General features: G+C 62.9%; 18 protein-coding genes and 1 pseudogene. 14 read left to right on the forward strand and 5 right to left on the reverse strand.

What is annotated here, in order from left to right; translation table 11 throughout:
* Nucleotides 1-43: 43 nt before the first annotated feature.
* From DSC91_RS05695 to DSC91_RS05715, 5 genes are read left to right on the forward strand one after another with little or no spacing between them, the layout of a single operon-like run.
* Nucleotides 44-1735, forward strand: a complete 1692-nt coding sequence (locus tag DSC91_RS05695) for an AMP-binding protein (protein WP_115777226.1) — start codon at nt 44-46, stop codon at nt 1733-1735.
* 59 nt (nt 1736-1794) lie between these two features.
* Complete coding sequence (locus DSC91_RS05700; protein ID WP_115777227.1) at nt 1795-3312, forward strand: CoA-acylating methylmalonate-semialdehyde dehydrogenase; 1518 nt, start codon at nt 1795-1797, stop codon at nt 3310-3312.
* 41 nt (nt 3313-3353) lie between these two features.
* Nucleotides 3354-4259 carry a 3-hydroxyisobutyrate dehydrogenase gene (mmsB, locus tag DSC91_RS05705; RefSeq protein ID WP_115777228.1) on the forward strand — a complete coding sequence of 302 codons (906 nt, stop codon included), beginning with the start codon at nt 3354-3356 and terminating at the stop codon, nt 4257-4259.
* Complete coding sequence (locus DSC91_RS05710) at nt 4256-5074, forward strand: enoyl-CoA hydratase (RefSeq protein WP_115777229.1); 819 nt, start codon at nt 4256-4258, stop codon at nt 5072-5074. The genes mmsB and DSC91_RS05710 overlap by 4 nt, the downstream gene beginning before the upstream one ends.
* Nucleotides 5071-6228 (forward strand): enoyl-CoA hydratase/isomerase family protein, encoded by a 1158-nt coding sequence (locus DSC91_RS05715; RefSeq protein ID WP_115777230.1) that lies wholly within the window; start codon nt 5071-5073, stop codon nt 6226-6228. Before DSC91_RS05710 ends, DSC91_RS05715 begins: the two co-directional genes overlap by 4 nt.
* A 113-nt stretch (nt 6229-6341) precedes the next feature.
* Here DSC91_RS05715 and DSC91_RS05720 read toward each other — a convergent pair whose 3' ends face one another.
* The 3 genes from DSC91_RS05720 to DSC91_RS05730 all read right to left on the reverse strand — a co-directional run bounded on the left by DSC91_RS05720 (nt 6342) and on the right by DSC91_RS05730 (nt 9665).
* Nucleotides 6342-7598, reverse strand: a complete 1257-nt coding sequence (locus DSC91_RS05720) for an MFS transporter (protein WP_115777231.1) — start codon at nt 7596-7598, stop codon at nt 6342-6344.
* A 176-nt stretch (nt 7599-7774) separates the two neighbouring features.
* Nucleotides 7775-8599, reverse strand: coding sequence for a siderophore-interacting protein (locus DSC91_RS05725; protein ID WP_115777232.1), 825 nt, complete (start codon nt 8597-8599; stop codon nt 7775-7777).
* A gap of 82 nt (nt 8600-8681) precedes the next feature.
* On the reverse strand, nt 8682-9665 hold the full coding sequence (locus tag DSC91_RS05730) for a PadR family transcriptional regulator (protein ID WP_115777233.1): 984 nt from the start codon (nt 9663-9665) through the stop codon (nt 8682-8684).
* A gap of 507 nt (nt 9666-10172) precedes the next feature.
* Between DSC91_RS05730 and DSC91_RS05735 the strand changes: the two genes are divergently transcribed.
* The 4 genes and pseudogenes from DSC91_RS05735 to DSC91_RS05750 form a co-directional block, all read left to right on the forward strand.
* Entirely contained in the window at nt 10173-11411 is a 1239-nt protein-coding gene (locus DSC91_RS05735; RefSeq protein WP_115777234.1) for an ABC transporter substrate-binding protein, read from the forward strand.
* A gap of 22 nt (nt 11412-11433) precedes the next feature.
* On the forward strand, nt 11434-12303 hold the full coding sequence (locus DSC91_RS05740; RefSeq protein ID WP_115777235.1) for a carbohydrate ABC transporter permease: 870 nt from the start codon (nt 11434-11436) through the stop codon (nt 12301-12303).
* Nucleotides 12300-13154 (forward strand): carbohydrate ABC transporter permease, encoded by an 855-nt coding sequence (locus tag DSC91_RS05745; protein WP_115777236.1) that lies wholly within the window; start codon nt 12300-12302, stop codon nt 13152-13154. Before DSC91_RS05740 ends, DSC91_RS05745 begins: the two co-directional genes overlap by 4 nt.
* 96 nt (nt 13155-13250) lie before the next feature.
* A pseudogene (locus tag DSC91_RS05750) lies at nt 13251-13676 on the forward strand (ATP-binding cassette domain-containing protein); the annotation flags it as partial.
* A 15-nt stretch (nt 13677-13691) separates the two neighbouring features.
* Here DSC91_RS05750 and DSC91_RS05755 read toward each other — a convergent pair.
* Nucleotides 13692-14720 (reverse strand): LacI family DNA-binding transcriptional regulator, encoded by a 1029-nt coding sequence (locus tag DSC91_RS05755; RefSeq protein WP_115777238.1) that lies wholly within the window; start codon nt 14718-14720, stop codon nt 13692-13694.
* A 65-nt stretch (nt 14721-14785) separates the two neighbouring features.
* Between DSC91_RS05755 and DSC91_RS05760 the strand changes: the two genes are divergently transcribed.
* The 3 genes from DSC91_RS05760 (at nt 14786) to DSC91_RS05770 (ending at nt 17142) form a co-directional block, all read left to right on the forward strand.
* Nucleotides 14786-15736 (forward strand): phosphatidylinositol-specific phospholipase C, encoded by a 951-nt coding sequence (locus DSC91_RS05760; protein WP_229758229.1) that lies wholly within the window; start codon nt 14786-14788, stop codon nt 15734-15736.
* 582 nt (nt 15737-16318) lie between these two features.
* Complete coding sequence (locus tag DSC91_RS05765; protein ID WP_115777240.1) at nt 16319-16504, forward strand: hypothetical protein; 186 nt, start codon at nt 16319-16321, stop codon at nt 16502-16504.
* A gap of 152 nt (nt 16505-16656) precedes the next feature.
* Nucleotides 16657-17142, forward strand: coding sequence for a universal stress protein (locus DSC91_RS05770; protein ID WP_115777241.1), 486 nt, complete (start codon nt 16657-16659; stop codon nt 17140-17142).
* A gap of 42 nt (nt 17143-17184) precedes the next feature.
* Here DSC91_RS05770 and DSC91_RS05775 read toward each other — a convergent pair whose 3' ends face one another.
* Nucleotides 17185-17796, reverse strand: a complete 612-nt coding sequence (locus tag DSC91_RS05775) for a winged helix-turn-helix transcriptional regulator (protein WP_115777242.1) — start codon at nt 17794-17796, stop codon at nt 17185-17187.
* 148 nt (nt 17797-17944) lie between these two features.
* On the opposite strand from DSC91_RS05775, the gene DSC91_RS05780 reads away from it, so the two are divergent.
* Nucleotides 17945-18586 carry a cysteine hydrolase family protein gene (locus DSC91_RS05780; protein ID WP_115777243.1) on the forward strand — a complete coding sequence of 214 codons (642 nt, stop codon included), beginning with the start codon at nt 17945-17947 and terminating at the stop codon, nt 18584-18586.
* Nucleotides 18587-18604: 18 nt separating this feature from the next.
* Entirely contained in the window at nt 18605-19141 is a 537-nt protein-coding gene (locus DSC91_RS05785; protein ID WP_115777244.1) for a hypothetical protein, read from the forward strand.
* Nucleotides 19142-19162: the final 21 nt, after the last annotated feature.

Genomic DNA, 19162 nt, shown 5'->3' on the forward strand with positions numbered 1-19162 from the left:
CAGGCAAAAATCAGAGCGCATATCGCGCCACTTGGAGACGACGATGACTGCAGCGAAGGGCTTTCTCGACGCGCGCGACCTGCTATTGCGCCATCGAACCGACTACGACCGCGCCTACAGTGAATTTGCGTGGCCGACGCCAGGCGAGTTCAACTGGGCGCTCGACTACTTCGACGTGATCGCGCGAGATAACGACAACCCGGCGTTGTGGATCGTCGACGATCCGGCAAGCGACGGCCTGCGTCTCTCCTACGCGCAGATGTCGGAGCGCTCGTCGCGCATGGCGAACTTCCTGCGCGGCCTCGGGGTGGGGCGCGGCGACCGCGTGCTGCTGATGCTGCCGAATCGCGTCGAACTGTGGGACGTGATGCTCGCGGCCATGAAGCTCGGCGCGATCGTATTGCCGGCCACCACCCAGCTTTCCGCCGACGACGTGCGCGACCGTGTGCAGATCGGCGGCGCCCAGTTCGTGGTGGTCGATAGCGCGGAACTGGCCAAGTTCGAAGCACTCGACGCGCCGCTCACGCGCATCTCGGTCGGCACGCCGCGCGACGGCTGGATCGATCTTGCCGCGGCCTACGACGCATCGCCGCAATTCGCGCCCGACGGCATCACGCACGCCACCGATCCGTTGCTGCTGTACTTCACTTCAGGTACCACGTCCAAGCCGAAACTCGTCGAGCATACGCACCAGAGTTATCCGATCGGTCATCTGTCGACCATGTACTGGATCGGCCTGCAGCCGAACGACATCCATTGGAATATCAGCTCGCCGGGCTGGGCCAAGCACGCGTGGAGCTGCTTCTACGCGCCGTGGAATGCGCAGGCCTGCGTGTTCGTTTTCAACTTTCCGCGCTTCGTGCCGAAAGACACGCTCGACGTGCTGGTGCGTTTCAACGTCACCACGTTGTGCGCGCCGCCGACGGTCTGGCGCATGCTGGTGCAGGAGCATCTCGCCGACTATCCGGTCAAGCTGCGCGAGATCGTCGGCGCGGGCGAGCCGTTGAATCCGGAGATCATCGAACGCGTCAGGCACGCGTGGGGTATCACGATACGCGACGGTTTCGGCCAGACCGAAACGACCTGCCAGATCGGCAACCCGCCGGGGCAAGCGGTGGTGCCGGGTTCGATGGGCCGTCCGCTGCCGGGCTACAGGATCGAGCTCCTCGATGCGGACGATCAACCCGTCACCGAGGGCGAAATTTCGCTGCCCCTGGCCGAACGTCCGCTGGGTTTGATGACCGGCTACGCGAACAACGCCAACGCCACCGCGCAAGCCATGCGCAACGGCTTCTATCACACCTCCGACGTCGCACTGCGGCGTGATGACGGCTACTACGTCTACGTCGGCCGGGCCGATGACGTTTTCAAATCGTCCGACTACCGGCTGAGCCCGTTCGAACTCGAAAGCGTGCTGATCGAACACGAGGCGATCGGCGAAGCAGCCGTGGTGCCGAGCGCCGACGCGCTGCGTTTGTCGGTTCCCAAAGCGTTCGTCACCGTGCGTCAGGGCTATGAAGCCAGCCCTGAACTGGCACGCGCGGTCTTCGCGTTCTCGCGCGAAAAACTCGCGCCGTACAAGCGGATTCGCCGCCTGCAATTCAGCGAATTGCCGAAAACCATCTCCGGCAAGATCCGCCGCGTCGAATTGCGGCGCCGCGAAATGGAGCGCGAAGCCGAACCCGCGCGCCTGCCGGGCGAGTATTGGGAAGAGGACTTCCCGGATCTGCGTTGATTATTTTTATTCCACATCACTGTCCGGCCGCCACGCGGCCACTGCACAGGAGTTCCAGCATGAGCGCAATTGCTTCGAACCAGGCCGCCACCGTCAAACTGCTGATCAACGGCGAGTTCGTCGAATCCAAAACCACCGAATGGCGCGACATCGTCAACCCGGCCACGCAGGAGGTGCTCGCACGCGTGCCGTTCGCCACCGCCGATGAAGTGAACGAAGCAATCCGCTCCGCGCATGCCGCGTTCAAGACGTGGAAGGACACGCCGGTCGGTGCGCGCATGCGCATCATGCTGAAGTTCCAGGCGCTGATTCGCGAGCATTCGCCGCGCGTCGCCAGGACCCTGAGCGCGGAGCAGGGCAAGACGATTCCGGACGCGGAAGGCGACATCTTCCGCGGGCTTGAAGTGGTCGAGCATGCCTGCTCGATCGGCACCTTGCAGCAGGGCGAATTTGCCGAGAACGTGGCGGGCGGTGTGGATACCTACACGTTGCGTCAGCCAATCGGCGTATGCGCCGGCATCACGCCGTTCAATTTCCCCGCGATGATCCCGTTGTGGATGTTTCCGATGGCGATTGTCTGCGGCAATACCTTCGTGTTGAAGCCGTCGGAACAGGATCCGTTGTCGACGATGCAACTGGTCGAACTGGCGCTTGAAGCCGGTGTGCCGAAGGGCGTGCTGAATGTCGTGCACGGCGGCAAGGAGGTGGTCGATGCACTGTGCACGCATGAACTGGTGAAAGCGATTTCGTTCGTCGGCTCGACCGCGGTGGGCACGCATGTCTATCGCCTCGGCAGCGAACACGGCAAGCGCGTGCAATCGATGATGGGCGCAAAGAATCACGCGGTCGTGCTGCCCGATGCGAATCGCGAGCAGACCTTGAATGCGCTGGCAGGCGCGGGGTTCGGCGCAGCGGGACAGCGTTGCATGGCGACCTCGGTGGTCGTGCTGGTCGGCGCGGCGCAGCAATGGCTGCCGGATCTGGTCGCGAAGGCGAAGACGCTGAAGGTCAACGCGGGCAACGAGCCGAATACGGACATCGGTCCGGTGGTCTCGCGCGCCGCGAAGCAACGCATTCTCGGCCTGATCGAAACGGGCGTGAAAGAGGGCGCGACGCTGGCGCTCGACGGTCGCGACGTGAAGGTTCCGGGCTACGCGCAAGGCAATTTCATCGGCCCGACGATCTTTACCGACGTCACCACCGAGATGGAAATCTATCGCCAGGAAATTTTCGGCCCGGTGCTGGTGGTGCTGAGCGCAGCGACGCTCGATGACGCGATCGCGCTCGTCAACGCCAATCCGTTCGGCAACGGCGTGGGCCTCTTCACGCAAAGCGGCGCGGCGGCGCGCAAATTCCAGAGCGAGATCGATATCGGCCAGGTCGGGATCAACATTCCGATTCCGGTGCCCGTGCCGTTCTTCAGCTTTACCGGCTCGCGCGGCTCGAAGCTCGGCGACCTCGGGCCTTATGGCAAGCAGGTCGTGCAGTTCTACACGCAGACCAAAACCGTCACGGCCCGCTGGTTCGACGACGATACCGTCAACGACGGCGTCAACACGACCATCAGCTTGCGCTGAGTCGATGCGGCGACTGGAGACTGGAGACTGGAGAAGACATCATGAAAATAGGCTTTATCGGACTCGGCAACATGGGTGCGCCGATGGCGCTCAACCTGCTGAAGGCGGGCCACACGGTCAACGTATTCGATCTCAACGCGCAGGCCGTGCAAGCACTCGTCGATGCGGGCGCCAAAGCTGCAAGTTCGCCGAAAGCGGCGGTGACTGACGCCGAGTGTGTGGTGACGATGCTGCCCGCTGCCAGTCACGTGCGCAGCGTGCTGATGGCGGACGACGGCGTTTTCGCCGGCATCCCGGAAGGTGTGACGATCATCGATTCGAGCACGATCGACCCGGCGAGTGTGAAGGCGTTTGCCGAACTTGCCGAGCAACGCGGCAATACCTTCGTCGACGCGCCGGTCTCGGGCGGCACCGGCGGCGCGGCGGCGGGTACGCTGACCTTCATGGTCGGCGGCAGCGCGCGCGCGTACGAGCAGGTCAAGCCCGTGTTGTCGGCGATGGGCAAGAACATCGTGCATTGCGGCGAGACAGGCACCGGCCAGGTCGCGAAGATCTGCAACAACCTCGTGCTCGGCATCACCATGGCGGGCGTCGCCGAGGCGATGTCGCTGGGCGAGGCGCTTGGCATCGACCCGAAGGTGCTGGGCGGCATCATCAATACCTCGACGGGCCGCTGCTGGAGCTCGGACACGTATAACCCGATGCCCGGCGTGATCGAGACCGCGCCGTCCACGCGCGGTTATACCGGCGGCTTCGGCACCGATCTGATGTTGAAGGATCTGGGCCTCGCCACCGACGCCGCGAAATTCGCGCGTCAACCGGTGTATCTCGGCGCATTGGCTCAACAGCTTTACCAGACGATGAGCACGAAGGGCGCGGGACGTCTGGACTTCTCGGCGGTGATCAAGCTCTATCGCAAGGACAGCAAGGACGGAGACGCGTCATGATCGAACTCGACTACGCACACGACGGCGCCGTCGCGCTGCTGACGCTCAAACGGCCGCCCGCGAACGCGTTCACGCCGGATGGCCTGCTGCTGTTGCAACGAACGGTCGAGCGCCTGAACAGCGAAGCGCGCGTGCGGGCCGTCGTGATCACGGGCGATGGCCCCAGGTTCTTCAGCGCAGGCGCCGACCTGAACACGTTCGCCGACGGCAATCGCGAAGTCGCGCGCGCGGCGGCGACGCGTTTCGGTTCGGCATTCGAGGCGTTGCAGAATGCGCGGCCGGTGGTGATCGCCGCGATCAACGGCTACGCGATGGGCGGCGGCCTGGAATGCGCGCTGGCCTGCGATATCCGTATCGCCGAACAACACGCGGTGATGGCCTTGCCCGAAACGGCGGTGGGCTTGCTGCCGTGCGGCTGCGGTACGCAGACGCTGCCGTGGCTGGTCGGCGAAGGCTGGGCCAAACGGATGATCCTGACCGGCGAACGCGTCGACTCAGCGACCGCATTGCGCATCGGCCTGGTCGAGGAAGTGGTGGAAAAGGGCGCCGCGCGCGAAGCCGCGCTGACGATGGCGGCGCGTGTCGCGAGCCTCAGCCCGCAAGCGGTCGGCTTCAGCAAGACGCTGATTCACCAGGGCCGCAACGGCGTGCCGCGTGCTGCGGCGCTGGCGGTGGAGCGGGAACGCTTTGTCGATCTGTTCGACGGCGCCGATCAGCGCGAAGGCGTCAATGCATTCTTCGAGAAGCGCGCGCCACGCTGGCAGGTGGCGCAGGCCGAGCAGACTGCAAACGCCGGGCCGGAGACCCATCGATGAGCGCCTTGCAAAGCGCCGTGCCCGATACGGGCGTCGAAGCGGAGCGCGAGATTCTGTTTCGCGTCGTCAACCGTGTGGCGATCATCACGCTGAACCGGCCGGCCGCGCTCAATGCGCTATCGCACGCGATGGTGCGCGAGCTTGCCGTGCTGGTCGAACATTGCCGCACCGACGACGGCATCGTGGCCCTCGTGCTGAAAGGCGCGGGCACCAAGGGTTTTTGCGCTGGCGGCGACGTGCGCGAGGTGCAGCGGCTCGCGAAGAACGGCGATAGCCGGTGGCTTGCGTTCTTCGTCGACGAATACCGGCTCGACTACGCGCTGCACACGTTTCCGAAGCCGGTGGTCGCCTTGCTCGACGGTATTTCGATGGGCGGCGGCATGGGGCTCGGCCAGGCGGCGCGGCTGCGCATCGTCACGGAGCGCAGCAAGATCGCGATGCCGGAGACGCGCATCGGCTTCCTGCCCGACGTCGGCGCGACGCGTTTCCTGAGTGTGATGCCGACGGAGGTCGAACTGTATGTCGGGCTCACCGGGGTGACGTTATCCGGCGCCGACGCGTTGCGCCTGCAACTGGCGGATCTGTGCGTGCCGTCGGAGTGGCTTGGCACTTTCGAAGAGCGCCTGCAGCGCATGTCGCACGCGGGGGACTTGATGCCGGCATTGCGCGGGGTATTCGAGCCGCCTTGCAACATCATCCCGCATGCCGCGTTGGGGCCGTTTACCCAGTTGATCCTGCGCCATTTCGACCGGCGTTCGAGCATCGAGCGGATCGTCGCGACGCTGCGCCACGATCTGGAGCGCGAGCCTGCGCGTGAGGTGAAGCAGTGGCTGCAGTCTGCGTATGACGCGATGACCGGGCACTCGCCCACGATGCTGTATGTCACGCGCGAGGCATTGCTGCGCGGGCGTCAGATGACGCTGGCGGAGTGCTTCCGGATGGAACTGGGCATCGTCAAACGGGTCATCGAGGAAGGCGATTTTTGCGAGGGCGTGAGGGCGCAGTTGATCGACAAGGATCGCAAGAGCCGCTGGGCGCCCGCGACGCTCGCGGAAGTGCGGCCGGAACGCGTGCGGCATTTTCTGGCGTCGCCGTGGAAGCGGGAAGCGCATCCGCTGGTTGCCTTAGGGATTGAAGAAGATCGAACGGGGTAGTGGCGCATCCGGAATGTGCCTCCCTGCGCATTCTGCGCGAGAAGGCAGTCATTCTTCCGGCGGCGCTGCGCGCGCCGGCGCGGCGTTTCAGACTGCACCGGCGTGCCTGATCCTCAACCTTCGCCGACCGTGTCGCCCCTCAATACGCCGGTCGGCGGCAATGCGCCTTGCACGCCCTGAACCCGGGAAATCCAGAACACCCCGATCAGCGCGACGGCGACTGCGACCCATCCAACGGTTCCGTATCCCACGATTTGTCCCGTCGGCGAACTGCTCAGCATCAAGCCGCCGATCCACGCGCCACACCCCGTGCCCAATGCCTGCAGCGCGCTGTTGGCGCTCAGAAAAGCACCCCGGCGGGCGGGCTCCGGCACGGTTGTCAGCAGTGCCTGCATCGGCACCATCCGCCCTGACATCAGCACCATGAAAAACGGGAAAAACATCACCAGCGCGTAGAACGGCAGATTCGGCAGATGCGTCACGAACAGGACGGGCAGAAACGATAATGCCGCTGCAATCCGGAATACGCGCGAGGCGCCGAACCGATCGGCAAGCCGGCCCACCCGGCGCGACGTGAAGAACGTCGCCGCGCCGCCTGCCATGTACAGCCACGACAGCTGCGCGGGAGCCACGCCATGATTGGCGACCAATACCGGTGAGATAAAGGGGATCACCAGCATGTGCGCGACCATCATCATGAAAGTCAGCGCAAACGCGTTCATATGCCGCGGGTTGCTCAACAGCCGCCACAAATCGGGCAGCACTTCGCCGAGCGCCGGCTGGCGGCGGCTCAAATGCTCCGCAAGCGACGGCACCAGTTGCCACCCCACAACCCAGACGAGCAACGACAGCGCCACCAGCAAATAGAACGGGGCCGCCCAGGTAAAGTGCGCGCCCAGCATCACGCCGGCCGGCACGCCGGCAATCGCCGCCAACGAAAAGGCGGTCATGATCGTGCCCGTCGCGGCGCCGCGGCGTTGAACCGGGATCACGTCGCCGACGATCGCCATGATCACCGAACCCAGCACGCCACCCGTAATGCCCGCAAAGGCGCGCGCGACAAGCAGAAGGGGGAAGCTGCTCGCCAGCGCGCACGCCAGGTTCGACAGCGCGAACAGCGCATAGACGCTCAGCAGCAAACGACGCCGGTCGAAGCGGTCGATATAGGTCGCCGCGAATAGGCCCGACAGCCCCGAACACCATGAGTACGCCGATACGGCTGTTGCAAACGCGGCCGGCGTGATGCTGAACGCGTGCATGATCTGCGGGCCGAGCGGCATCATCACCATGAAGTCCATGATGATCGTGAACTGCGTCAGCGCAAGCAGCCACAGCAAACGGCGCTCGTGCTTTGTGCTGATTGAATACATTGGCAAATTCCCTGTTTTTGTTCGAAGCACGCGGTTTGTCCGGCTAACGCATCTTGCGGGACTCGCGCGGCCGGTGCGCTTCGCGCATCTCCGCGTGAGCGCCGCATTTCGCGCGGCCCAGACAGTCCGCGCAACGCATCAACGTACGCAGTTCCTTCCGCACAGCCTTCGAATGGTCAGTCGTCGAGCGTTTCATGTACCGCTACGGCGCCTTGTTTCCAGTAGCTGGCCGCGCGAATGCGCGACTTGTCGACGCCACGTTCCGTGCACAGGTGGTAGCGCACCGCGCGCATCGTCGCGGATTCGCCGGCGGCCCATACGTAGCCTTCACCGTCTTCGGGCAAGTAGATTTCGCGTACTGCTTGCAGCAAGGCCTCGCCGCGATAGCCCGATTCGTTGCGATGGCGCCAGATCAGGTGCAGTTCGGCCCGTGTTGCGAATTCGATCTGCGCCGACGGATCGGCCACTTCGATCACCGCCGCGACGCGTGTGCCGGCGGGCAGTTCTTCGAGGCGGCGAGCAATGGCCGGCAACGCGGTGTCGTCGCCGATCAGCAGATGCCAGTCGAAGCCAGTCGGTATCACCAGCGAGCCGCGCGGGCCGCCAATGCCGAGATACTGGCCCACTTTGGCTTGCGCCGCCCACGTTGCAGCCGGGCCGGCCTCGTGCAGGGCGAACTCGATGTCCAGTTCGCGCGCCTCGGCGTCGAAGCGGCGTGGCGTGAAATCGCGGGCCGTCGGCCGCTGGCCTGCGGGAAAGACGGGACCGTCAGGGCCGGCTTCCGGCAGCACGGGTTTGTCGGCGCCGGGCTCGGGGAAGAACACTTTGATATGGTCGTCGAAAGAAGCGGAGACGAAGTCGTGCAGATCCTCGCCCGTCAAGGTGACGCGAATCAGATGCGGCGTCAGCGCGCGCACCTCTTTCACCTGCAACAGACTGAATTTCAGCGGATGCCGTACGCGATGGACGGCCAGGTCGGCTCGGTTGTCGTTTGTCAACATAAGGGTGCTATTCCTGTTGGTTTGATTGGCGCGCGAAGGTGCTCACGGGCACCTTCGAACGCGGGTGTCGGGTAGCGCGATCTCAAGCCGCCGGTTCGCCGCCTTGATCGCCGCCGGGATTGCCGCCTTGGTCGCCGCCTTGTTCGCCACCGGGATTGCCTTCGCCTTCGATTTCATTCGCCGCGCGCTTCAGGATCGCGGCGATGCGGCGCTGCTCGGCAGCGGGCACATTGTCGCGGCGCAGGAGCGCATGCTTCAGCGCCCGGCGTGCTTCGCTCAGTTCGGGCAGCCAGCCGCCTTCGCTGATGTCGGCCGGTTCCTCGCCGGCAAACGCGCGGCGTACGGAATCCATCTTGCGGGCGATATGGGTCAGTTTGGCGAGCATCAATTCGACGCGCTCGCGGTTGGCGGCCAGGTATTCGCGGCCGGCTTCCGACAGTTCGTAACGCTTGCGGTTGCCTTCGAGTTGCACGGTCACGTAGCCGAGTTCTTCCAGATACGTGAGCGCCGGATAGACCATGCCCGGGCTCGGGCTGTAGAAGCCGTTCGAGCGCGTTTCGAGCGCCTTGATCAGCTCGTAGCCGTGGCTCGGCTGCGCGTCGATCATCGAGAGCAGCAGCAATTGCAGATCGTCGGAGCTGAATTTGCGGCCGCGCGGAAAACCGTCGCCGTCGCCGCCGAAGCCGCCCGGACCGCCGCCGCCGAAACGCCCGCCGGGGCCGCCGCCGCGATACTCGTGATGGCGGCCGATGGCGTGCCACAGTGCGTGCAGGGCAAAACGGCCGTGACCATGATGGCCGAAGCGGTGGCCGTGACCGAAGCTGTCGCGCTCACTGCGTTCGCCGTGGCGGGTTTCATTGCCCTGGAACTCGTGTCGGCCGCCGTGGCGGCGTTCGTCGCCATGAAACTCGTGCCAGCCGCCGCGCTGTTCGCCGAGGCGCTCGCCGCGGAACGCGTAATGACGGGCGAACGCATGCCAAAGCGCATGCAGCGACGGGCGGTCATGCCCAGAGAAGAAACCTTCATCCGCGCCACGCGAACGGGAAAAACGATGTTGATGACGCATGTTGGGTACTCCCATTTGTGTCTTAAGATGTGTCATAAGATATATATCTAAAGATAGTTTGTCAAATCTATTTTTTGTATTTATCGGCGCACAGCAACGTCTGCAGGAACGTAAGGTTGGTCGTTCGTGTACAACAAAGTCTGCTACTTTCCAAAGAACCGTTGTGCGCTGCACAATTTAAAGGTGGTGTTACCTGCTGTTTTCTGAATTCGATAGCGCGTGGGTGGTCGGTTTGCTTCAATCGACCGTCCGCCGGTTCGGGCGCATTGAAGCGGGCCGCGGTGATCGCGAGTGCGCGGTCGGTGCCGGAAGGTACCGCGCCGTACCGGCCGGGTTACATGATTCCCGGGCGGCTCACCCACTATCGAAGCTTTCCGTTTGCTTGCCACAAATCTTTAACGATCCACAGCGAGAATGACGCTCGTGCCTCGGGGGCATTTTTTTCAGCCCGTTTTGCACACGTGTGCAAAACGCCGTGACGACTCCGCAAATTCAATGAGATATCGCATGAAACTGTTCAGTAGCCTGCGCGCCGTATCCGTGGCGGTCGCTCTATCTGTCGTGACCTTGAGCGTCAGCGCAGCCGATCTCGTGATCGCGGGCCGCGACGACATCTATGGCCGTGGCCTGGCGGAGGCCGTCGCCGGCTTCACGAAGCTGCATCCCGGCGCCGACATCGAGCTGCTGAAGCTGCCGAATGCGAACCTCTATCAGAAGCTGAAGTTGTCGATGCGTGAAGGAACCGGCGCATACGACCTCGTTATGATGGACGACACCTGGTCGCCCGAATTCATCGCGAACGGATGGCTGAAGCCACTGCCGGCCACGCTGGCCGATACGGATATGCTCGCGTCGACTGTCGCGCTCGGCCGTGCGCCGTCGGGCGGCCTGTATGCGTTGCCGGTGGTCGGCAACGTTGAGATGTTCGCCTACCGTCGCGACCTGCTCGCGAAATACAAGCTGCAGCCGCCGCGCAACTGGGACGAGGTGCTGAAGATCGCGCAGGTCACGGGTGGCGCGGATGCGAGCGTATCCGGGGTGGTGTTTCGCGGCACCAAGGGTAACCCGATCGTGACGGGTTTCATGCCGATTCTGTGGGCGTACGGTGGCGACGTGATCGACCAGGGCGGCAAGGTGACGATCGATTCCCCGCAAGCATTGGCGGCATTGAAGATGTTCATTGCGCTGAAAGCCTATGCGCCGAAGGACGTCGCGGTTTACGGCGCAGCCGAAGTGCGCGACGCCTTGCAAAAGGGTGCGGCGGCGCAAGCGCTCGAGGTGTGGCCGGCATGGATTCCGGCGCTCGACGATCCGAAGCAGTCTCGCGTGGTCGGCGAGGTTGCGCTGCAGGCGCCGCCCGGACAAGTCAAAGGGCCGTCGCCGATGTTAGGCATCTGGCAGATGGCCATTCCGAAAGACGCGCCGCATGCACCGCTTGCACAGGAATTCCTCACCTATCTGACCGCGCGCGACACGCAGACGCGCCTCGCCGCGATGGGCATTCCGCCGACCCGCAAGAGCGTTTTCGAGGACCCGGCACTCGTGCAGCAATTCCGCTGGTATCCGGATCAGCTCAAGGCGCTCGAGGCAGGCCGTGCCCGCCCGCGCGTGAAGGACTGGCAGCAGATCGAGAGCATTCTGGGAGACGCCTTGCAACTTGTGCTGACAGGGCAGCTCGCGCCTGACGCAGCATTGCATCAGGCAGCCCAAAAGATCACGCCGGCGATGGCCGCGGTAGCCAGATAACGACGCTACATTGAACCATCCCATGAACGCCGTGCGCCGTTTTTTGCCACTGGTCTTGCTGGTAGGGCCGTCTGTGCTGGTACTCGGCGTACTGGCGCTGTACCCGATTCTGCGAGTGCTGGCCGATTCATTCTTCAACGTCGACTACGCGTCGGGGCAGCGCACATTTACCGGGCTGGAAAATTATCGTGCGGTGCTCGCGGACAGTGAATTTGCGGCCAGTTTCTTCAATACGCTGCAGTTCACGGTCGTGGCATCGGTTAGCGAGGTTGTGCTGGGCGGCGCTTTGGCGCTGCTGTTTTTTCGTGCGTTTCGTGGCCGCCGCTTCGTCATACCGCTCCTCATTCTGCCGATGATGCTGTCGACGCTAGTGTGTTCGGCAATCTGGCGCAACTGGCTGAACTACAGCGGGTTCCTGAATGCCTTGCTCGCGGTGTTCGGTTTGCCGGGCGTGCAATGGCTGTCCGATCCGAACCTGGCGATCTGGTCGCTCGTTCTGGTGGACGTCTGGCAATGGACACCGATGGCATTCCTGATCATTCTCGCTGGCTTGCAGTCCATCGCCCCCGAGCTGTATGAAGCGGCCCGTACCGATGGTGCGAGCGAGTGGCAATGCCTGCGCCACATCACGCTGCCGCTTATCGTTCCGCAGATCGTGCTGGCGATGCTGCTGCGCTCGATCGACACCTTCAAGCTGTTCGACAAGGTCTACGCGCTCACGGGCGGCGGACCAGGGAACGCGACCCAGACGCTGTCGACCTACATCTATGACACAGGCTTCCGCTTCTTCAATATGGGGCCGGCCAGCGCGGCTTCGGTGATGATGCTGCTGGTCTCGGCTGTGCTGGTCGCGGCCAACGTATGGTTGTCGATCCGCAAGGCAGGCGCATGATGAATTCCGCTGCGTCATCGCGTGCTTTTCGTCCGACGGGCCGGCATGCGGTGCTTTGGCTGCTGCGGGCCGCCGCACTGGTGCCATTGCTGCTGCCCTGCATCTGGATGCTCGGGGCCGCGTTCACGCCGACCCTCGAGCGTCTCGATCATCCGCTTGCACTGTGGCCGCGCGTGCCGACCCTGCAGCACTTCGAGTCGGTCTGGGCAAGTGGCATCGGCCGCCCGTTGCTGAATTCGCTGCTCGTCAGTTGCGGCACCACGCTGCTATCGGTGACGCTCGCGTTTCCAGCCGCCTACGCACTCGTACGCCTGCGGTTTCCGGGCCGCCTCGACCTGCTGTTCCTGATGCTGGTGCTCGCGGTCAAGCTGATGCCGCCGATTACGGTGGCGGTGCCGTTGTTCACGCTCGCAAAAAACCTGCATCTGCTCGATTCCGAGCTCGGACTGATGCTCGCCTACCAGGTGTACACGCTGCCGCTATCGATCTGGATGCTGCTTTCGTTCGTGCGCGAAGTGCCCATCGAGTATGAAGAGGCGGCCTGCCTCGATGGCGCCGGCCTCACCCGGCGGCTCGTGCATATCGTGCTGCCGCTGTGCGCGCCTGGGCTGGTCGCCACGGCGATTTTCGTGCTGATTGCCGCCTGGAATGAATTTCTGCTTGCACTGCTGTTTCTCTCCACGCCGAGCCGCTTCACACTGCCGCTCGCCGTGGCGGGCTATGTCACGGAAAACGGAATCGATTGGGGCGATTTGATGAGCGTCGGAATGATTGCCTCGTTGCCGACGCTGGCGGTTGCGGGATACGTGCAGCGTTACCTGTTGCGCGGTTTTTCCGGCGGGCTGAAGTAGATCGAATAATCGCCGCGTACGAGGCAGGGGAGGCCGCCATGCGCAGCGGCATTGCTCCGTGGCGGGAATCGACGGTAATACGACAAGGAATACAGGGTGGCTACACTCACACTCCGTGGGGTCTGCAAGACGCGGCACGGTCGGCAGCAGGTTTTGCGCGACATCGATCTCGATGTGGCGGACGGCGAATTTGTCGTGCTGGTCGGTCCGTCGGGTTGCGGTAAATCGACCTTGTTGAGGATGACGACCGGACTCGAGAGCATCACGTCCAGCGACATCAGGATCGGCTCGCGCATCGTGAATCAGGTTGAGGCGATGACGCTCGCGCAACGCATCGTCGTGCTGAATCAAGACTGCATCGAACAGATCGGGACTCCGGAGCAAATTTACGAACGCCCGCAGAGCACCTTTGTAGCCAGCTTTATGGGCGCGCCCGCGATGAATCTGCTGCACGGCCGCCTGTCTGATGACCGGCTGCATTTCCACGTCAACGATGGACCGAGGATTTCCATTGCCGGCGCGTAGCTTGAGCGGCGTTCAGGCGCAGCTTTTTCGCACCACGCCTGCCACCGGCACCACACAGGTGCGGGAGGCGCCGGAGAACGCGTCCATACGGTCGGCCAGCATGTCGATCGCGGCATTCGCCAGATAGCGCGTGTCTTGCTGGATGGTGGTGAGTTGGTAGTTTTCATAGCTGGCGGCGGGGATATCATCGAAACCCACTACCCGAAGTTCCTCAGGCACACGTATCGCGAAGTGTTGGCGTGCGGCATCGATAAAACCCAGTGCGAGCAAATCGGACGAGCAGAACACGCCGTCGGGCCGCGATTTCTGTTTCAGCAGCGCATGAGCGGCCGCTATGCCGCATTCGTAGGTATCGGCCGCCGTGACGTGCGTCTCGACCGGATGGGCGACGTGCGGGTTTTGCTTCGCAATGCGCTGGACTGCACGAGTAAAACCGGTGCCGCGCGCTTTTCCGTTGTAGCTGGTCTTCGTCGGGCCAACGAAAGCAAGCCGAGTAGCACCGGCATCGACCAGCATTTGCGCGGCCAGCGCGGAGCCCGCCATGTTATCGCTCACCACGACGTCCGCACCGGGCAGATTCGATGCGCGGTTGATCATCACCACAGGAATCTCGCCTTCGAGATACTGGCGAGCGAGGCCGAGCGGAGGAGAGGCGGAGGTCATGACGATGCCGGCGATCCGGTAGCTCAGCAGCATGTCGAGCGAGTGCTTGATTTGCACGGGATCTTCCGCGTTCATCACGAGCGGTGTGAGCTTGTGGCGCCCGAGCGCCGCGATGATCTGGGAAAGCAGCTTCGCGCGAAACGGGTTTTCGAAACCCGCGGTGACGACGCCGACCAGGCTGCTGCGCTGCATGATCATTTCCCGCGCGATCAGGTTGACCTGATAGCCGAGGGTGCGGGCAGCTTCCATCACGCGCTCCCGTGTCTCGGGTGCGATGCTGGCGGTCGGCGAGAAGGCGCGCGATACGGCAGAACGCGACACACCGGCGCGGCGCGCAACATCGGCGGCGGTAACCCAAAGTGTTTGTTTCTTCGGCATGTATTAACGAGTGAAGGGACGCGAAGCAAGCTTCGCCCAGCTTGCCCGATCAAGAGGACAAGAAGATGACCGTCAAACAATATACAACGGAAGAAAGTGATGACAGGCCACTCAACCCACTACACCCTATGAACACTGATATTGCCGCCCCGGCGCTGGCGTGCTGGATGTCGACCCTTTCCGACGATTCCGCATTGAGCCAATTGACTTTGCCGGGCAGCCACGACAGCTGCGCCTATACCGTCGAAGATTCGCTCGCGAAGACGCAGGGCGCAACCCTGGCGGAGCAATTGAAGCATGGCGTGCGGGTGCTTGATATTCGCTGCCGGCATGAGGGCGATGTATTTCACATCAATCATGCGCGCATTCCGCTTGGCCTGATGTTCGACGATGTCATCGCCGTGTGCGCGGAATTTCTGGTGCTGCATCCCGGCGAATGCATCGTGATGTCGGTGAAGGACGAATGCGGCGACCAGGACTGCACGCGCAGCTTCGCGCAGACGTTTGAGTCGTATACTGAGCGCTATGCGGAGGTACGCTGGTATTTGGGCGACACCATTCCTCGTCTGGGCGACGTGCGCGGCTCGATCGTGCTATTGCGACGGTTCGCAAGCGAATCCGTGCTGGGGATTGATCTGTCGATGTGGCCTGACAATGCCACGTTCGAACTCGACCGGCGGGGGGCGCTCTTTGCCATTCAGGACGAATTCCGCGTGCCGGTCGAGGCCTCGATAGATTACAAATATCGTGCGATTGAGGCACTGCTCGTTCTCACCGGGCAGAGCGCGCTGGATCGCTGGATCGTCAATTTCTGCAGCGGTACGGGGATGGGCGCCAACCCACGCAGGGTCGCCTGCGGAAGCGGCCGGCGTCGCGGTATCAATGACATGCTGGTTGAGCGCCTCGTGACTTACGAGGGGCCGTGCGGAACCATGATGATCGACTTCTGCGAGTACGCGGACTGGGCGCTGGTTCGTGCGCTGGTGGCACGCAATGTGAGCCGGCTTCCGACGTAGACGTAGCTCGACTTATCCGGAACGTCACGCGTCATATGCAACAGGCGCTACTGCGAGACCTCTAAGGAGAGGTTTCGGGCGGGTCCGGATAACCCGTGATGCCACGTTGTTTCCCCATTGTTTCCAGTCAACTTTGCTACCGGACGGTCGCCACGCCTGTCCGCAAAAGGATTCAGGTCTATGCATCCGATGCTCAATATCGCCATCACCGCCGCGGGCCGTGGTGAAACAGCGATTGTCCGCAAGCCGGTAGAGGAGGGGCGCCACCTGTTTTTGGCTCCCCCGCTTCCCCGTCTTCACAGAAACTTGCCCTGGAGCCTTCTGCCTCGGCGGTGCATTGCAACAATAAAATCGCGGGCATTATGACGTTCATGCCTTCGCGAGCTCAGTGGCGAACGCTGAGAGTCGCATCCGGAGCGGCGTTGGCCGAACGCCAGAAGCGACGAACATGTATGCGATTGCCGGCGTGAGAGGGCAAATGAGCGGCGCGGCGGTCCATGCCACGCCTTTCGCGCCAGTCCCATCGCGGTGTCGATGGGGTCTATCATGGTAGAAACAGTCTCATCGGCGTAGGAGCAAACCATGCCCTCCGATCCTTCCCCCAGGTCGACCGACAAGCCGCTCGACCCCGCACAGCCGTCACTGGAGACGACCCGCAAGACCGGCTCGCCGGGCTCGTCGAAACCCGCGAAAGACGACCTTCCCGACGCTAACGCGGCAGAGCCCGTTCCTCACGAACATCTTCCGAGCCGCAGCGACGACAACTGATCGAACGCCATGCGTATCGACGTCGTTCGCCATGATCTTCACGGCATGCCCGCGAGGTAACGACACGCGCTGTGGCGTCGGCGCGGCGATGTCGAAGAACGGTCGCGGCTCACTCAAAGCGTATTCCGGTCTAAGCCGGACGGGAGCAGACCATGAAAAATGTGCTGGTGGGTTATGACGGGTCGCCGTCCGCGCGACATGCTGTCACTTTCGCGGTCGACCTCGCGAAGCGTTTCGATGCGCGGCTGCATGTCCTTGTGGTGGCGCGCGCGCCGGATTGGGGCGCAATCGAACTGGAAAGAACGGAAATCGTCGACTACGAGGTGCGCCACGCCAACGAAATCCTCGACGACATCAAGGCGAAGCTCACCTCCTGGGGTGAACGTCCCGCGTTCGACCTCGTGGTAGGGCAGCCCGCGAAGGAGATCGTGCTCTATGCGGAGCAGCACGAGATCGATCATCTTGTCGTCGGGCATCGCGGCCATACGCCGTTCGATCGCTGGCTGATCGGCTCAGTCGCCCGCCAGGTTCTCGCCTATGCCCCGTGTGCCGTTACGATCGTGCGCGATCCAGCGACGATTAAAAAAGGCCACGCGAAGACCGGGCGACAGGCGACTGACGACGCACCGCTTGTCTGAATGCAGCAGGCGGGCAGGATTGCACGTGGGGCGGCGTAAAGGTCAGTTCTTCGCGGAAACAGCATTGCGTTTTCGCGGAGCGCGTTTTTCGCTTTCGGTTTTCGACGCGGCCTCGGCACGTTTTTTCCGCGGCGTGCGGTTGGCAACCTGAATGCGCCGCCCTGCGGCGAAAGCGTCCGCGCGAGCGGCGCGTTCGGCGGCCCATGCTGCATTTATCCGGGTTTCGACCTGGCTGAAGCTGAAAGGTAAATCCGCTTCTTCGGGTTGCCAGTCGTTACCGATGATCGCGCCGGTCCGACGATGCTTCATCGTCACAGCGCCTTCAGCCTGCGGATCCAGCCCGCAGTGCCGCATCCCCCATAAGCGAAGGGTCAGCATCATTGCGTCGAGCTCGCGCGCCTTGTCGGTAATGCAGTAAGCGTGCCGCCTGGGTCGCTCCTGATAGAGCCGGCGCTCGATGAGCCCGTTGTCCTCCATGGTTTTGAGGCGCTGGGTAAGCAGGTTGGGCGACATGCCGGTCTGTGCCTGAATGCCGTCGAAGCGGTCATTCCCCATTCTCAGCTCGCGCAGGATCAGGATCGTCCAGCGGTCCGCAATGACGGCAGCCGCGCGGGCGAGGGGGCAAAGCGTCTCGCCAGTAGTCTGTTGTTTCATCTCGGTCTCTCACTGAACCCCGCATTGTGAACCTGTCCGCTGTGCAATCCAAGATCGCCACCGTCGTGCATCGCCGTGATGTCCTTTACAAATCTAGTGACTTCAAATATTGTAGCGACACGATCAACGAAGCAGAGGAGCATGGGATATGGCAAACCAGTCGACGTCCGAGCTGACGTACGAGTCTGAATTGACGGGGCTGTTGATCGTCGATCCCTACAACGATTTTCTGTCGGAGGGCGGCAAGCTTTACGAACTCAGCCGCTCGACCCTCGAAGCGAACCGCGTCGTCGAGCATATGCGGCAGGTTCTCGCTACAGCTCGGGCGGCGGGCTTGCAGGTCTTCATCGCCCCTCACCACCGTTGGCGCGAATGCGATCTGCACAGTCACTGGAAGACGATTCCGCCCATCGGGGCCTCCGCCGACAAGGGGCGCGTGTTTGCCGACGGCACGTGGGGCGGCAGCTTTCACCCCGATTTCGAGCCGCGTCCCGGCGAGGTCGTCGCGCAGGAACATTGGCTCTCGAGCGGATTCGCCAATACGGATCTCGACCTCCAGCTCAAGAAGCACGGCGTGCGCAAGCTCATCGTGATCGGCATGCGCGCCAACACGTGCATCGAGTCCACCGTGCGCTTTGCCGCCGAGCTCGGCTACGAAGTCACGCTCGTGAAGGATGCGATCGGCAGCTTCGGTCAGGCCGAGATGGACGCCTCGCTCCGGTTCAATATGCCGGCTTACGCGAACGCCATTGTTTCGACCGACGAAATCGTTGCGCAGCTGTCAGTCTGACATTCCGGAGAACGACAAATGACCCATGAAGTCATCGCCAGCTCGACCGCCGAAGCCACCATTCATGCGCCGCTTGCGCCCATCGATCTGACCGAATGGGTGTTCACGCTGACCGACAGCGAATATCAGGCCTGTTCGAAGAATCACATTGCCGCGGCCGCAACGCTCACGCCTGAAGGCAAGCGCATGTCCATCAATGTGGAGCACGTCGGCAATCTGATGGTGCAGCACTATGTCGAAGACATCGCGGGGCGCAGCCATTGCCGTCTCGTGTCGTTGTCGGACTCAATCGGTCCGGACATCGGCAGCCGCGTCAAGATCGTCGTGATCTGGTCTTTCAACGTCGACGCTGTCGATGCCGACACGACTAGATTGACCAACAGCGTGGAAGTCCGCGCCACGCCAGACTATCTCCAGGTGCTCGAGCAGCGTGGCGTGCCCTTCGCCAAAGCGAGCGAGCTCGCGCAGCAGGCCCTAACCGCCCACAATGCCGAAGAGACACCGTTGTTCGCGAAGGACATCGAGCGCAAAGCTCTCGCCGGACGGTGGGGGTGAGATAGCGCCAGTGGGATCGCC

It is taken from the genome of Paraburkholderia caffeinilytica (assembly GCF_003368325.1).
Lineage (GTDB): Bacteria > Pseudomonadota > Gammaproteobacteria > Burkholderiales > Burkholderiaceae > Paraburkholderia > Paraburkholderia caffeinilytica.